Origin of the sequence: Acidovorax sp. IB03, assembly GCF_016406015.1 — a bacterium.
Taxonomy (GTDB): Bacteria; Pseudomonadota; Gammaproteobacteria; order Burkholderiales; family Burkholderiaceae_C; genus Acidovorax; species Acidovorax temperans.
Map to the genome: position 1 here is coordinate 41,250 of NZ_JAEFCH010000006.1, position 14,141 is coordinate 55,390.

The following is a 14,141-nucleotide window of genomic DNA, read 5'->3' on the forward strand; positions in this document are numbered from 1 at the left end:
CTTTGAAAATCATATTTTTCACCCCTAGGCTTTTGGCGGGAGGAGCAGAGCAAGTTGCTTATTTGTTGGCTGCTGCGCTTATAGAAAATGGGCATGAAATCATCGTTGCCACACCTTTGGCAGATGGTGAATTTTCTGGAAAATTCAGTAAAAAATGTCGCGTCGTTGACTTCAAGACAGGTAAGCCGATTAAATCAATAAAAAATCTCGCCCAAATTGTCCAAAAAATTGAATTCGATGCGGTGATTTGTTTTGGTATCACTACGGGAATAGCGGCAGCGTTATCTAAGGTGTTTTTTCGATGGAAGTCCCCAATTTTCATACGCAACGAGAACAATCTTCATCTTGATTGGCAGCAGGCAAGCTTCGTTAATCGCTTCATTGGCCCGGTGCTTTCGCGTTGGGCGGCACGGCGCTCCCATGTGATTGCCGTTTCGCGGGCGCTGGCTTCAGCAACTGCCAGTTACCTGCATATTGATTCCTCGCATGTCACAACCATTCTGAATCCAGTCATTGACGATGCCGCAGTGCCAGTTGAAACAGAGTCGGCAAAGTTGCACCCTTGGCTTGAAGATGCATCTGTTCCGGTCTTTGTTGCCATGGGGCGCTTGGAAAATCAAAAGGGTTTTGATGTTTTGATTGACGCTTTTGCAAAAATAAAAAATAAATCCAATGCGCGCTTGGTGATTTTTGGAAGCGGTTCTTTGCGCGATGCATTGCAGGCGCAAATTAATTCATTAAATCTAGAGGGGGCTGTTGTGCTGGCTGGGTATACAGATAGCCCAATCGCACAAATGCGGAAGGCATGTGCTTTTGTTCTCAGCTCCAGATTCGAAGGTTTTGGGCTAGTGCTTGTAGAGGCGTTGTGGGCGGGCACGCGAGTGATTTCTACCGACTGTGATTACGGCCCAGCCGAGGTCTTGGAAGGTGGCCGGTATGGCACCTTGGTCCCTGTTGAGGATCGTGATGCCCTTGCCAACGCCATGTTGGATGTGTTGCAGCAACCACGCTCTATTCAACGCCCGCCTGATACATGGTTTGAAAAATTCACAGCAACGGAAGCTGCGCGCCAGCATGTGGCGCTGATCGAATCCGTAGAGAGAGGCCAGCAAGCTCGCTTTGCCAATTGATTCATTCAAATAGCCTGGAAATTGCCCGCAACGGCACCCATGACCGATACCGCCACGACCGCAGGCATGCACGGGCCAATAAAGATGGAATGCGCGATACACGCATCAACGTTGCAGAAACGGCATTGGACGCCAGTTTTCCCGCCAGCAGCCAGTGGGACTGCACCAGATACCGCTCATAGGCAGCACTGGCATGGCCGCTGCTGCCCAATCCGTCATGCTGCAGATAACTGCGGTCAAGCAGTACCAATTGCCCGCCTTGGCGGCGCATGCGCCAAGACAGTTCCACGTCTTCGCCGTACATGAAGAAGGTTTCGTCAAACAAAGGCTGGGTGTTGTCGGGCCGCTGCACCAACAGGCAACAGCCACTCAGGTACGCAAAGCTGCCCCAAACGGGGCGCTTGGTGACCAACGCCAGCCATGGTTGGTAGTACAGCCAGCCTTGTTCTTGGCCATCCTGCATCAGGCGCGGTGCAATCAGCATGGGGGTGTTGGTGTGCGTCAATCGTGCCTCTAACGCGAGACGCATCCCAGGTTGCACCTGGGCATCGTTGTTGACCAGCAGCACCGGCCCGGCGTAGCCATAGCGCCCCAGGGCGGCCAGCGCGGCGTTCATGCCTTTACCAAAACCCAGATTGCGGGGGTTGGTAACCAGCACGACGCGAGGCTCTGCCGCATAGCGGGTTTGCAGGTCTTGCAAGCTGCCCCCTGCGTCCTCAGAGTTGTCCCAAACCAGAATGGGGGCCCAGCCATCAGCCAACAGGCTGTCAATACACGCACTGGTGAGCTTGGGTTTTTTGAAGTGGATGGTGATGGCAGCAGTCACAGGGTACCTTTGGCATCTGCGGTGGCACACTGGTACAGGTGCAGGTATGCGTTGGTCATGGCGGTTTCTGAAAAACGCTCCACTGCCTGCACCCGCGCGGCTTGCGCCAGGCTAGCGTATCGGATGTGATCAGCAGCCAAGCTGCGCGTGGCAGTCACAAATGCCGCCACATCATTTTGTGGGCACAGCAGGCCGGTTTGACCGTCAGTAACCGCTTCAGAGACGGACGACCCGTGCATTCCAATAATGGGCAAGCCACAGGCCATGGCTTCTATCGCCACCAGGGGGTGGCCTTCGCTGCGTGATGGAAACAGCAGCGCGTCTGCATTCTGCATGGCAGCCACTACGGCGGCATCCCCTTGTAGGCGGCCCATGTCGATCATGTTGGGTGGCATCTGAGCTTTGTCTTTTTCTGCCGCCGGGCCACCGGTGTAATGCAGTACATAGCCTTCGCCCAGTTGGCGCAGTATGGGGGCCAACAAGTCAACGCCTTTGCGCGCCATCCAACTGCCCACAAATAGCAGCTTGAAAGGCTCGCCGGACTGGCGCTGGCGCGTACCGGGGCGAAAGCGCTCGGTATCCACGCCGTTGTAGATGACCTGCATGGGCACATCCAACAGACTGTGCCGGGTGCTGTCAGCCACAAACTGACTTACCGCCACGACGCCCTGGGCCTGGCGCAAAACGCGGCGCTCGTTGGGTGCTATCCACCAGCGGTGGTAGGCAGCACGCAGTGGGCCTTTGTAGGCGCTGGCATCCGGGTGGTGCACGGCGTGGTGGATGGTGGCCACCAGGGGCAGGCTGCGCGGGATAAAGCGCGTGTGCAGCCAGGTGTTGACGTGTGCCACCGTGGCCCATGCGGGCGGCCGGGGTATGGGCAATGCCCAGGGCGCATATTCGGCGCGCAGTGGCAGCCAGGTGATCTCGGCACGCACCCCACGCTTGCACAGATCGGCCACCAACCGCTGGGTAAATACATCGGTGCCTGTGCCTGTGCGCACAGTGGGGAACCAGATGGCGGGGGCTGCGCTGTTCATTTGTATTCAGCTGATGTCTGTTTGCAGTATGTCCCACAATTTTTCGCCCATTACCCGCCATGCAAATTGCGCCGCAAAAGCACTGGCGCGGGTCGGCCACGCGTTGGAGTCATCAGCGAGTACTTGCAGTGCGGCCTGGGCCAGTGAAAGGTAATCGCCGGGTGTAACTAAGTGGCCAGACTGCCCCTCTGCCACGGCATCCACAATTCCCCCTGTCGCAAACGCCACCGTGGGCAGCCCATGCGCTGCTGCTTCAATCGCTACCATGCCAAAACCTTCTGGATCGCCGTGCAGTTCGCGTACAGGGAAGATGTGCAGCGAAGCGCTTTCGTAAGCGCAGGCCAGTTCTTGTGGGTCGGTGATCACACCCAGAAAGCGCAAATGTTGCCCAATGCCTGCTGCATCGGCCACTGCTTGGATGCTGGCGCGGGTTTGCACGCTGGCGTGCAGCGAGTCGGCTGGGGCATCTCCCACGACGACCAGCAGGGTATCGGGTGCTGCCTGAACAATAGCGGGCAAGGCTTGCTGCACAAATTCGCGCAAGCCTTTGCGGGTGGTCAGGCGGCCCACGGACAGCAGCAAGCGCCTGTCACCCAATTGATGGCGTTGCCGAAAATCCTGCAACGCGGCGGGGCTTTGTGGCGCGGTGGGCAGTGTGACCCCTGGATGCACGATGCGGATTTTTTCGGCTGCTACGCCCAGGTTGCGTGCCAGCTCGGCGGTGGGCTGGCTGTTGGCAATCACGCCATCCATACACCGGATCGCCGGGTGCCACACTGCGCGGTAAGCGGGGTGTTGTACGGCGGCATCCAGCCCATGCAGGTACACGTGGGCGCGGGCACCACAGGCGCGGGCGGCCAGCCAGGCTGCTGGCGCGGTTAGGCCGCTGCCAGCCAGCACGACATGCGGCTGAAAGCGCCGTGCCACGGCCACCGCCTGCCAAGCCGATGCCAGCAAAAAGCGCGGCAGTGGGCGCAACGGAACCTCGGTCACTGGCACAGCTGACGGACGTAGTGCGGCAGCGCCACTGGGGCCAATCAGCTGCACCTGCGCATAACGAGACAACTCATCGGCGATGTGCCAGTTCAGGCGCTCCATGCCACCGACCAGTGGCGGCAAGTTGCGTGTGATGTGCAGGATACGGAGAGGACTTTCCGTCATGGGCATATGTTCTGGCGCAAGGCCCCTCAAGCAGGCACCACGCATGCATGAGCGGGCAACCTCCCACGCGTATCCACAATCAGCTGCGCATGCTGCAGCAGCTGTGCGTAGTCAAAGCCATCGTGGTCGGTGGCCAGCACCAGGCAGTCGTAGCTGGCAATGCTTTCGGGCGTCAGTGCCACGGATTGCAGGTCAAAGTGGTAGTCGCGCTTGCGCGGGAAGGTGGGTACGTGCGGGTCGCTGTAGTCGATATGCGCGCCCTTGGCTTGCAGCAGGTCCATGATTTCCACGGCGGGCGATTCGCGCGTGTCGTCGATGTTTTTCTTGTAGGCCAGGCCCAGCACCAGGATGCGGCTGCCTTTGAGTGCTTTGCCTCGGTCGTTGAGCGCGTCCATCACCTTGCCTACCACCCAGTGCGGTTGATCTCGCCAGCCAACTCGATAAAAACAGAAAACGAAGTAAAGGGCGCAAGGCCACTTCCGTTACTGGCACAGCAGGTGGAGGCAATGCAGCCGCAACACTAGGTGCCGATCAACTCTACTTGAGCAAAGCGCGACAACTCATCAGCAATATGCCAAGCAGGATACGAAGCCGGTTCATTAATATTCTCACTGCTTTAGCAGCCTGCTTTCCTCATCGGCTATCTGCCGCAGAAAGTGTTCTGCTGCAGTTGCCACGAAACTCGCCGTCAAATGCTGACTGTCGCGGAACACCACGGTTTCCTTGCCGTTAACATGCCGTTGCGCCGAGCATTGATCATTTGGGCATACATAGCTGCTCGTTTCCAGCCAATGGGCCTTAGGCTGTTGCTCAATGGCTTGCTGTAAATAATGCGCAACCTCTGGGTAACGTGGAGCGCTTGCAGGTGCGCTCCCGCACTCCTCAGGAAGTCGTTGACGCAAGCAGCTGGGGCCATCAAAGGCCAGCGTGGGGTTGGCCTCTATTACATAGATCCCTTCGGCATGGGCTGCGAGTTGCTCCAGGAGACGGCCCGTGCCTTGTTCCCATTGCTCTGGCGTGAAGTCATACGATGCGGTGCTACCCATGAAAATCCATTGCACAGGGTTTTGTCGAACCCATTGAATCGCACGATCACGCCAAACGCTGCACTCGGTGTAATCGCGACCTATGCGCTGGTAGAAAAATGGCTCATCTACCATGGGACAGGAAGATTTTGTCAGCACCACGATGCGCCACTGTTGGTGGTCGAGCATGGCGGTTAGGGTGGGAAACCACTGTGCTCCGATGCTGTCGCCTAGCAATAGTGCGGTTTTGGGGGCATCGGCTTTACCGTAAACACAGGGCTTCAGTTCGTCACTGTGGTACCAGTCATCGCAACCGTGCTGGTAAATGATCGGAACATCAACTGTTGCGCGTGCTGCGATAGTGCTGCTGCTGCGTGCCAAGGTGTCGCGTGCCTCAGTGTTCCAGCGCAGCATCTGCGAATTCAGTAGCACCATCAGGCATAACGCAAGCCCCATTTGCCAACTGTGACGCAGCTGAGCGGGACGACCAAAGCGGATGGGAGTCTCAATCAGGTGGTGGGTAGCAATCGCGGCCAGCAGAGATACTCCTACCGCTAACACGGTGTAATCCCAATGCCCATGAATCGGCAGTATCTGCTGACCAACCACCAGAACAGGCCAATGCCAGAGGTACCAGACATAAGACAGGCGACCTACTGCCTGCATAGGAGCTAAGGATAAAGATTTAATGACTGGTGCGGGAGTATTTGTGCTGCCGGCCCATAACAAAGCCATGCTGCCCAGCGTAGGCAACAACGCCCACTCACTGGGATAGAGCGTAGCCTCATCAATCATGTACAGACTCAATGCCAAAAGAGCCAGGCCCAACCAACTAAAACTTGCTGCCTGAGCAACATTTGGGCGCACATGCTGGGCCAACAGCCATGCCAGTGCGCCAACAGCAAACTGCCAAGCCCGTGTTGGCATTAAATAAAATGCCAGCACAGCTTGTGACCGCACCAACCACAAGCATGTCACGAGTGACATCGCAACCACCACCATCCAGAGAATGGCAAAGCGTTTGGGCTGGCCTCGCATCCAGGGTGCCATGAGCAATATGAGTAGTGGCCAGACCAGATAAAACTGTTCTTCTACTCCCAGCGACCACGTATGTAGAAAAGCGTTATTACTGGTCTCTGGTGCGAAGTAATTCACATCAGTGAAGGCAAAGAATAGGTTACTGGCCCATAAACCAGCCATAGCAGCGGCTTTGCTGTGTTCAGGATGTTCAGTGATGGGCAATAACCACTTCACCAGCAAAGCACTGACAACCAACACCGTCGCCAGGGCGGGCAGTAAGCGACGCAGACGATTGGCATAAAAGCGCAAAAGAGCGATGCGTCCCGTCTCTTGGTACTCACGCATGAGGATGCCCGTGATCAAGTAGCCAGAGATGACGAAGAAAATATCAACGCCAATAAAGCCACCTGCAAACCCAGGAATGGCATAGTGCGCGGCAATCACCAGCGTGACTGCGATGGCCCGAAGTCCTTCAATATCGGGGCGGAAAACGGTTTTGGTTGCTGACATTGCGCTAAGCCACCACCACATTACCCGCCACCTGCCCCAACCGCCCACGCGTATCCACCACCAAACGCGCATGCTGCACCAGCTGCTGGTAATCAAACCCATCGTGATCGGTAGCCAGCACCAGACAGTCGTAGCTGGCGATGCTCTCGGGCGTCAGGGTCACCGATTGCAGGTCAAAGTGGTAATCGCGCTTGCGCGGAAACACGGGCACATGCGGGTCGCTGTAATCGATGTGCGCGCCTTTGGCTTGCAGCAAGTCCATGATTTCCACAGCGGGCGATTCGCGCGTGTCATCAATGTTTTTCTTGTAGGCCAAGCCCAGCACCAAAATGCGGCTGCCTTTGATGGCCTTGCTGCGCTCGTTCAGGGCATCGGTGATTTTTTCTACCACCCAGTGCGGCATGTAGTGGTTGATTTCGCCGGCCAGTTCGATGAAGCGCGTGTTGATGCCGTATTCGCGTGCCTTCCATGTCAGATAGAACGGGTCGATAGGAATGCAGTGACCACCCAGTCCTGGTCCTGGCTTGTAGGGGACGAAGCCGAAGGGTTTGGTGGCGGCGGCTTCGATCACTTCGTGGATGCTGATGCCCATTTTGTCGGCCACGATCTTCATTTCGTTGACCAGCCCAATATTCACTGCGCGGTGGATGTTTTCCAGCAGCTTGGTCATTTCGGCCACTCGGGGGGAGCTGACAGGCACCAGGGTCTGAATTGCCCGTTGATAGAGTGCCTTCCCCAGTGCCAGGCAGCTTGGGGTGCATCCTCCAATTACTTTCGGAATATCTTTGGTGCCGTAGCGCGGGTTTCCGGGGTCCTCGCGTTCTGGTGAAAAGACAAGGGCACAATTTTCCCCATGCACTAATCCACGGGCGCGCAGGCGGGGGGCCAGCACTTCTTCCGTGGTGCCAGGCCACGTGGTGCTTTCCAGGCTCACTAGCTGTCCCGCTCGCATGTGGGGCAACGCGCTCTCAATGGTGGCAATGATGTAGCTGAGATCCGGTTCACGATAGCGATTCAGCGGTGTCGGGACGCAAATAATGATTGCATCTACCTCTTTGCTGAGAGAGAAGTCCGTCGTCGCCTCAAATCCTTGCGACCGTGCGCGCTGGATAACGGCAGGTGGCAAGCGCTCAATGTAGCTCCCTCCCGCATTCAGCTGTTGCACCTTGGCGCTGTCGATGTCAAAGCCGGTGACTTTCAGCCCCACCTCGGCAAACCGCAATGCCAATGGAAGGCCGACATAGCCCAATCCGTAGATGCCAATATGTGCGGTGCGCGCGTCGATTTTGGTTTGCAGGGCCGAGAGCTCTGGAGAAAGGGTGCTGGACATGGTCTAAGACAAAGAAGGAATGAAGCCTAGGTGCGTGAGGCTATGATTGGCGCATTGCTGCCCCATGTATTTGTATTGGAGCAGATATCCGTGGTCGGCGGCATATCTGCCCGTAGCTCAACTGGATAGAGCAATTGCCTTCTAAGCAATAGGTCGGGGGCTCGAGTCCCTCCGGGCAGGCCATCTCACGGCATAGGGTGTGGCTCCCTCAGGCCACAAAGCTTCCCGACTTGCCGCCATGCTTTTCCAGCAGCTGCACGCCGGTTATCACCATGCGCTTGTCTGCGGCCTTGCACATGTCGTAGATGGTCAGCAGCGCGATCTGCACGACGGTGAGGGCTTCCATTTCCACCCCGGTCGGGCCCACGGTTTCTGCGGTGGCTATGCACTGCACGGCGTTGTCGGCGCGCAGTAAAAATTGGGGTCAGACTCCAATTCAAACAGAAATAGGGTTTAAACCCTGGGCGCGACTTTGAGTTCTAAGTTCGCCCATAGTGTCTATTGCGGTTACAGGACGATCAAATGCTCCGCTGTCGCGCCTGGAACGGCGTGAAGGTTCAGCCGAGCATCAAAGCTGACAAAACAGCACTGGTGGCGTACGGCCAAGCCCAGCAGGTAGCTGTCTGTAATTTGCCTGTGGCCCAGCAGGTGTTGCCAGTGCACCTGGTTGGCGTCGAGCAGGCTGTAGTCGTCGGCAAGAAAGGCGTGCGCAGGGTGTGCGGTAGCCTGTGCCAGGCGGCTGACGATTGCCGCCAACGGCAGGGCCTGGGGGTAGGCGGGCTGGGCCATGATGCGCAAGCAGCCGTTCTGCGTGAGTGGGCAGGAGGCCCAGCCGTGAGCAATCTCCTGCTGCAGCCACTGCGTGGCGCGGGCGTGGTGCATGTGCGCCGCATCCAGCAGGGCGATCAGGACATTGACGTCGAGCAGGGCACGCATGGTCTAAATGCCGTCGGCATCGCGCAAGCGATTGATCAGTTCGTTGCTGACAACGACCCCGCGCGACCCGAAGGGCACGAACCCTGTGGCCGTGGCGGGCAGGTTGTTGATGGTTTGGGGTGCTGCACCTCCGGTCAGCGCCTGGCGCAACAAGCGCGAGATTACTTTGCCCAGACTCGTGTTTTCGGCGCGGGCGATTTCTTTGGCGGCAATCAAGGTATCGTATTCAAGATCAATGGTGGTGCGCATGACATGCCTCCTGCATTTTCGTGGGAGTGATGTCTTGATTCTAAATCATCATGATGCAATTGCATCATTGAAAACAAGGGTATCGTGGGTATCATCCGCCCACCTTGCGCCGTCCTCTCGTGTACCTTGCTTGCCTCACTGCCTCACTGCCTCACTGCCCCGCTGATGGCGCTGGCGGTTGCCTTCCCGTTTCTGTTTTCCTATACCCAGCCACCCTCTACCAACTTCTGGCCCTTGATGGCTGCCGGGCTGTGCGGTTGGGTGGTGGCGGTGGTGTGGAATGCACGCTCAGCAGGCCGCGTTAACACTGTGCGGGGCGGCTGGATGGATCGCTCCGAGATGGCCACCTGGCTTGGCGCGGGCCTGTTGCTGGCCGCCGTGCTGGCCAGTGCCATCGGCCTGCTGCAATATTTTGGCGCGGCCCCTGGGCTTGATCCCTGGGTGCATACCGCCAAGCCCGGCCAGGCCATGGGCAATTTGCGGCAGCGCAACCAGCAGGCCACGCTGCTCAGCATGGGGCTGTGGGCTTTGCTGTGGGTGGTGGCGCAGACCGAGGCGCATTTGCGTGCGTCATCGGCGGGAGGGAGCTCGGCGCAGGCCGGGGCAGACTTGCATGGGGGCGGTCGGCCCTGGCCTCTGTGGCTGGTCGGGATTCTGACGGCCTGGGCGCTGGCCCTGCTGGCAGTGGGCAGTGCGGCCACGGCGTCGCGCACGGGGCTGGCGCAATTGTTAGTGATTCTGGTTCTGCTGGCGCTGTGGCGCGCTTCGGTCGGACGGGTTGCGCTCGGGCTGGTGCTGGCGGGCTTGGCCATTTATGCGGTTGCAGCCTGGTTGTTGCCCAATTTGCTGCTGCAATGGACCGGTTTTCGTGCCGAAGGCTTGTTCGCCCGCTTTGGCGACGCACCCGGCTGCACCAGCCGCAGGGTGCTGTGGTCCAACGTGCTGCACCTGATTGCGCAGAAGCCCTGGCTCGGCTGGGGCTGGGGGGAGTTGGACTATGCGCATTACATGACGCTGTTTCCGGGTGAGCGCTTTTGCGTGCTGCTGGACAACGCGCACAACCTGCCCCTGCACCTGGCGGTGGAACTGGGCGTCCCCGTGGCAGCGCTGCTGTGTTTTGCCGTGCTGGCATGGGTGTGGAAGGCGCGCCCCTGGAGTGAAACCGATCCCGCGCGCCAACTGGCCTGGGGGATCCTGGCGCTGGTGGGCTTGCACAGCATGCTGGAGTTTCCGCTCTGGTATGGCCCGTTCCAGATCGTCACGCTGTGGGCCCTGGCGCTGCTTTGGCGCGGGCGTGGGCTGGATGCAGCCGTACAAGTCGTGCGGCGTGTGCCCTTGGGTCTGTGGGCGGTGGTTGCGGTGGCGGGTCTGGTGCTCTGGGGGGCGCTGGGGTGGCAGTACCACCGCATCAGCCAGATCTACACGCCTGTGGCGCAGCGCATGCCTTCCATGCGCGACAACCCCTTGGCGCAGGTGCAAGGCAGTTGGGTGTTCAAAGATGCCATTGCCTTTGCCGAGCTGACCACCATGCCGGTCAACCGCGACACTGCCGAGCGGGCGCATGCGCTGGCCCTGCGCATGCTGCAGTATTCACCCGAGCCCCGCGTGATCGAGCGCCTGATCGAAAGCGCCACCCTGCTGGGCCTGGACGACGAAGCCGCGTTCCATTTGCAGCGCTACCGGGTGGCGTACCCCAAAGACCATGCGCGCTGGCAGAAGAAGAACGGGGCGTCGGGCGAGCCGCTTATGCCTGGTCGGGCGCCGGGTGTGGTTGTGGCCCCGTCGTAATAGGCACGTCTTCGTACAGGGCCTCCAGCGGCACTTGAAGGCCCACGCTGGCCCATTCGACGTGGCCGCCAGCCTCGATGGGGTGCAGCACCCAGCGCTTGCTGTCGCCTTCGCGGCGAAACAAATCGAGGCTCAGGCGCTCGGGGTCGATCAGGGCGTATTCGCGCAGTGTGGGCAGCTTGCGGTAGGCAGCAAACTTGGCGCCCCGGTCGTAGGCGCTGGTGGCGGGGGACAGCACTTCCACTACCAGCACGGGGGCACTCTTGCTGTGGCTCTGCCCACGGTCGCTCTCGGCGCAGGTGACGAAGACATCGGGGTAAAAAAACGCGTTGTCTTCTTCCACGCGCAGCTTCATGTCAGAGATGAACACGCTGCAGGGGCTGCCGCGCAGGTGGTTGCGCAGGGCCATGTACACATTGCCTGCCACCGTCACATGGGCGTCTGACGCGCCCGCCATCGCAAATACCTCACCGTCGTGGTACTCGTGCTTGGTGCTTTGCTCGGCCTCCCAGGCAAGGTAGGCTTGGGCATCAAAAAACGGCTGTGGTGCGGGTAGGGACATGGCTCGCTCCGGGGTAGGTGGTCATGGTAGCAGTCTGCGCCTGGCAAGGAGCATCGTGCATCAGTCCGCCACATAACTCCCCGACTTGCCCCCGTGCTTTTGCAGCACGCGCACGTCGTGGATGGACATGCCGCGATCGGCCGCCTTGCACATGTCGTAAATGGTGAGCAGGGCCACCTGCACGGCGGTGAGGGCCTCCATCTCCACGCCCGTGGGGCCCACGGTTTCCACCGTGGCGGTGCAGGCAATGCCGGTGGCGCCGGGGTGATGGGCGCTGGCGGGGGCAAAGTCCAGCGCCACGCGGGTCAGTGCCAAGGGGTGGCACAGGGGAATGAGGTCGCTGGTCTTCTTGGCAGCCTGGATGCCTGCGATGCGGGCGATGCCCAGCACATCCCCCTTCTTGGCGTTGCCGGCCTCGATGAGCGCCAGCGTGGCGGGCAACATTTCGATGCGGCCGGTGGCCACGGCGATGCGGTGGGTGGCGGCTTTGGCGCCGACGTCCACCATGTGGGCCTGGCCTTGGGCGTCGAAGTGGGTGAGGGGGCTGGTGGCGGTGGCTTCTGGGGTTTTGGATGTCATGGTCGAGGGCTCTCTGTGCACTTGGTAGCAACCACGTGCGAAACAATTCGCGGGTCGGGGGCATCATACGGTGCAGTGCGCCGCAGTTGGCGCTGTCGCCACCAATGGCGCCAGGGAGACCATGAGTGTTGATATTGGATAAAAAAAGGCGTCTAGCGCTCGCCAGTCAAGCGCTAGTAGCTTCTCTTTTGATAGCGTTCGGCGCGGCAAGCCCCTTGCCTGCTCGGGCACAGGGGGCGCTTCCTACCCTGGGGGATGGCAGCGACCTGACCAGCAGCGAGGAGCGGCGGCTGGGCGACCGCATCATCCGCGAGCTGTACCGCGACCCGGACTACATCGATGACCCGGTGATTGGCGAGTACGTGCAGGGCATCTGGCAGCCGTTGATGGCGGCGGCGCGGGCGCGGGGCGAGTTGTCGCCCGAGCTGGACGAGCGCTTTGCGTGGGAGGTGCTGCTGGGGCGTGACCGCACCGTGAATGCCTTTGCCCTGCCGGGCGGCTATCTGGGGCTGCACCTGGGCTTGATCGGGGTGGTGGGCACGCGCGACGAGCTGGCCTCGGTGATGGCGCACGAGCTGAGCCACGTGACGCAGCGGCACATTTCACGTTTGCTCACGCAGCAAAGCCGGCAGACGCCGCTGCTGCTGGGCGCGATGGTGCTGGGCGCGCTGGCGGCCAGCAAGAACCCGGGCGCCACGCAGGCGCTGGTGGTGGGCGGGCAGGCGCTGGCCCTGCAAAACCAGCTCAATTTTTCGCGCGACATGGAGCGTGAGGCCGACCGTGTGGGTATGGGGCTGATGGAGCCAGCGGGCTTCGCCCCCGAGGGTTTTGTGGGCATGTTCGACAAGCTGCAGCAGGCCAACCGCATCAACGACAACGGCAGCTGGCCGTATCTGCGCAGCCACCCGTTGACCACGCAGCGCATAGCCGACATGCAGTCGCGCCTGCCCTCGGGCGGGTTGACGGCGACCAGCCCCTTTGTCTTGCAGGCCGAGCATGCCATGGTCACCGCGCGGGCACGGGTGCTGTCCAGACCCGGTGTGGATGTTCTGCGCCAGTGGGTGGCTGAGCCGCAAGGCACTGGCTTTGCAGCGCTGCCGCCAGCGCGGCAGGCGGGCGTGCTGTATGCGGCGGCGCTGGGCTCCAGCCAGCTGCGGGATGCGGCAGGGGCGCGGCGCTGGGCGGGGCAGTTGCAGCAACTGGTCAAGAACGATGCTGCGGCCACCCGGTTGGCAAAACTGCTGAGGGCGGAGCTAGAACTGGCAGCAGACGATGCCCCCGCTGCGCTGGCGGCCATGCCACCGGGGGATTTACGCCGGCCCGAGATGCTGCTGCGCACGCAAATTGTGCTGCGCACCGGCCAGTCGAAAGAGGTGACGGGGCCGCTGCAGACCTGGCTGGCGACCCACCCGCGCGATGCGTCGGCGTGGCAGGCCATGGCAGCTGTCTGGAATGCGCAGGGCCAGCCACTGCGTGCAGTGCGGGCAGAGGCGGAAGTACATGCGGCGCGCTACGACTACGCTGCGGCGGTGGATCGCTTCAAGGCCGGGCAGGATCTGGCGCGGCGCAGCACTTCGGCCGACGACCACTTCGAGGCGTCGATCATCGACACCCGGCTGCGCGCCGTGCAATCACTGCTTCGTGAACAGGCCGCCGAGCGCTGATTCGATCACCAGGCCCAGCGCGGAGTAGATGAGCGAGCCGAGCAAGGCTGCCATGAACCCGTTGACGTGAAAGCCGTCCAGCACGCCCGCCGCTGCCCAGAACATGAGCGCGTTGATGACGAACAGGAACAGGCCCACGGTGACCACGGTGACAGGCAGGGTCAGGATCACCAGCACCGGGCGCAGCACGGCGTTGAAAAGGCCGATGACAAACGCGGCAATCAGCGCCGAGCTAAAGCTCTGCACCTGCACGCCGCCATAAACATAAGCCACAAAGAGCAGCGCCGCGGCGCTGAGCAGCCATTTCAGGAGGAGTTTCATGGC

14 protein-coding genes, 1 tRNA gene and 1 pseudogene are annotated in these 14,141 nt (G+C 60.3%); 4 read left to right on the forward strand and 12 right to left on the reverse strand.

Annotation, left to right across the window (positions count from 1 at the left end; genetic code table 11):
* The first annotated feature begins 2 nt into the window (after positions 1 to 2).
* Entirely contained in the window at positions 3 to 1,130 is a 1,128-nt protein-coding gene (locus IHV84_RS05130) for a glycosyltransferase (protein WP_198846081.1), read from the forward strand.
* 1 nt (position 1,131) lies between these two features.
* Here the strand turns inward: IHV84_RS05130 and IHV84_RS05135 are convergent, their stop codons facing one another.
* The 6 genes from IHV84_RS05135 to IHV84_RS05160 form a co-directional block, all read right to left on the reverse strand.
* The gene (locus IHV84_RS05135; protein WP_198846082.1) at positions 1,132 to 1,956 is read right to left on the reverse strand and encodes a glycosyltransferase; all 825 of its coding nucleotides are present in this window, start codon (positions 1,954 to 1,956) and stop codon (positions 1,132 to 1,134) included.
* Positions 1,953 to 2,993, reverse strand: coding sequence for a glycosyltransferase family 4 protein (locus IHV84_RS05140; protein ID WP_198846083.1), 1,041 nt, complete (start codon positions 2,991 to 2,993; stop codon positions 1,953 to 1,955). The genes IHV84_RS05135 and IHV84_RS05140 overlap by 4 nt, the downstream gene beginning before the upstream one ends.
* Positions 2,994 to 2,999: 6 nt before the next feature.
* Positions 3,000 to 4,154, reverse strand: coding sequence for a glycosyltransferase family 4 protein (locus IHV84_RS05145; protein ID WP_198846084.1), 1,155 nt, complete (start codon positions 4,152 to 4,154; stop codon positions 3,000 to 3,002).
* Between the two features lie 26 nt (positions 4,155 to 4,180).
* Positions 4,181 to 4,549, reverse strand: coding sequence for a UDP binding domain-containing protein (locus tag IHV84_RS05150; protein ID WP_198846085.1), 369 nt, complete (start codon positions 4,547 to 4,549; stop codon positions 4,181 to 4,183).
* Between the two features lie 213 nt (positions 4,550 to 4,762).
* On the reverse strand, positions 4,763 to 6,709 hold the full coding sequence (locus IHV84_RS05155; RefSeq protein WP_198846086.1) for an acyltransferase family protein: 1,947 nt from the start codon (positions 6,707 to 6,709) through the stop codon (positions 4,763 to 4,765).
* A gap of 4 nt (positions 6,710 to 6,713) precedes the next feature.
* Complete coding sequence (locus IHV84_RS05160; RefSeq protein WP_198846087.1) at positions 6,714 to 8,039, reverse strand: nucleotide sugar dehydrogenase; 1,326 nt, start codon at positions 8,037 to 8,039, stop codon at positions 6,714 to 6,716.
* A gap of 106 nt (positions 8,040 to 8,145) precedes the next feature.
* Here IHV84_RS05160 and IHV84_RS05165 point away from each other — a divergent pair.
* Positions 8,146 to 8,222 (forward strand) — tRNA-Arg (locus IHV84_RS05165).
* Between the two features lie 25 nt (positions 8,223 to 8,247).
* Here the strand turns inward: IHV84_RS05165 and IHV84_RS05170 are convergent.
* The 3 genes and pseudogenes from IHV84_RS05170 to IHV84_RS05180 all read right to left on the reverse strand — a co-directional run.
* Positions 8,248 to 8,454 (reverse strand): annotated as a pseudogene (locus tag IHV84_RS05170) (cyclic pyranopterin monophosphate synthase MoaC); the annotation flags it as partial.
* Between the two features lie 92 nt (positions 8,455 to 8,546).
* A complete protein-coding gene (locus IHV84_RS05175) occupies positions 8,547 to 8,975 on the reverse strand; it encodes a TA system VapC family ribonuclease toxin (RefSeq protein WP_198846088.1) in 429 nt (142 codons plus the stop codon).
* Positions 8,976 to 8,978: 3 nt separating this feature from the next.
* Positions 8,979 to 9,224, reverse strand: coding sequence for a hypothetical protein (locus IHV84_RS05180; protein ID WP_198846089.1), 246 nt, complete (start codon positions 9,222 to 9,224; stop codon positions 8,979 to 8,981).
* 165 nt (positions 9,225 to 9,389) lie between these two features.
* Between IHV84_RS05180 and IHV84_RS05185 the strand changes: the two genes are divergently transcribed.
* Entirely contained in the window at positions 9,390 to 11,012 is a 1,623-nt protein-coding gene (locus IHV84_RS05185; protein ID WP_198846090.1) for a Wzy polymerase domain-containing protein, read from the forward strand.
* On the opposite strand, the gene IHV84_RS05190 is transcribed toward IHV84_RS05185, so the two are convergent.
* Both IHV84_RS05190 and moaC read right to left on the reverse strand, forming a co-directional pair.
* Positions 10,969 to 11,574, reverse strand: coding sequence for a Uma2 family endonuclease (locus tag IHV84_RS05190; RefSeq protein WP_198846091.1), 606 nt, complete (start codon positions 11,572 to 11,574; stop codon positions 10,969 to 10,971). The genes IHV84_RS05185 and IHV84_RS05190 overlap by 44 nt on opposite strands.
* 60 nt (positions 11,575 to 11,634) lie before the next feature.
* Positions 11,635 to 12,153 carry a cyclic pyranopterin monophosphate synthase MoaC gene (moaC, locus tag IHV84_RS05195; RefSeq protein WP_198846092.1) on the reverse strand — a complete coding sequence of 173 codons (519 nt, stop codon included), beginning with the start codon at positions 12,151 to 12,153 and terminating at the stop codon, positions 11,635 to 11,637.
* Between the two features lie 125 nt (positions 12,154 to 12,278).
* Between moaC and IHV84_RS05200 the strand changes: the two genes are divergently transcribed.
* Entirely contained in the window at positions 12,279 to 13,817 is a 1,539-nt protein-coding gene (locus tag IHV84_RS05200; protein ID WP_370541198.1) for a M48 family metalloprotease, read from the forward strand.
* On the opposite strand, the gene IHV84_RS05205 is transcribed toward IHV84_RS05200, so the two are convergent.
* On the reverse strand, positions 13,785 to 14,138 hold the full coding sequence (locus IHV84_RS05205) for a phage holin family protein (RefSeq protein WP_198846094.1): 354 nt from the start codon (positions 14,136 to 14,138) through the stop codon (positions 13,785 to 13,787). The two genes, IHV84_RS05200 and IHV84_RS05205, sit on opposite strands and share 33 nt — an antisense overlap.
* Between the last annotated feature and the right edge of the window lie 3 nt (positions 14,139 to 14,141).

What these genes read in the sequence shown, in the direction of transcription:
- IHV84_RS05185 (WP_198846090.1), top strand. Translation starts at nt 9,390, where the DNA reads ATGGCGCTGGCGGTTGCCTTCCCGTTTCTGTTTTCCTATACCCAGCCA.
- IHV84_RS05180 (WP_198846089.1), bottom strand. Translation starts at nt 9,224, where the DNA reads ATGCGCACCACCATTGATCTTGAATACGATACCTTGATTGCCGCCAAA.
- IHV84_RS05145 (WP_198846084.1), bottom strand. Translation starts at nt 4,154, where the DNA reads ATGACGGAAAGTCCTCTCCGTATCCTGCACATCACACGCAACTTGCCG.
- IHV84_RS05160 (WP_198846087.1), bottom strand. Translation starts at nt 8,039, where the DNA reads ATGTCCAGCACCCTTTCTCCAGAGCTCTCGGCCCTGCAAACCAAAATC.
- IHV84_RS05140 (WP_198846083.1), bottom strand. Translation starts at nt 2,993, where the DNA reads ATGAACAGCGCAGCCCCCGCCATCTGGTTCCCCACTGTGCGCACAGGC.
- IHV84_RS05150 (WP_198846085.1), bottom strand. Translation starts at nt 4,549, where the DNA reads ATGGACGCGCTCAACGACCGAGGCAAAGCACTCAAAGGCAGCCGCATC.
- IHV84_RS05155 (WP_198846086.1), bottom strand. Translation starts at nt 6,709, where the DNA reads ATGTCAGCAACCAAAACCGTTTTCCGCCCCGATATTGAAGGACTTCGG.
- moaC (WP_198846092.1), bottom strand. Translation starts at nt 12,153, where the DNA reads ATGACATCCAAAACCCCAGAAGCCACCGCCACCAGCCCCCTCACCCAC.
- IHV84_RS05175 (WP_198846088.1), bottom strand. Translation starts at nt 8,975, where the DNA reads ATGCGTGCCCTGCTCGACGTCAATGTCCTGATCGCCCTGCTGGATGCG.
- IHV84_RS05205 (WP_198846094.1), bottom strand. Translation starts at nt 14,138, where the DNA reads ATGAAACTCCTCCTGAAATGGCTGCTCAGCGCCGCGGCGCTGCTCTTT.
- IHV84_RS05190 (WP_198846091.1), bottom strand. Translation starts at nt 11,574, where the DNA reads ATGTCCCTACCCGCACCACAGCCGTTTTTTGATGCCCAAGCCTACCTT.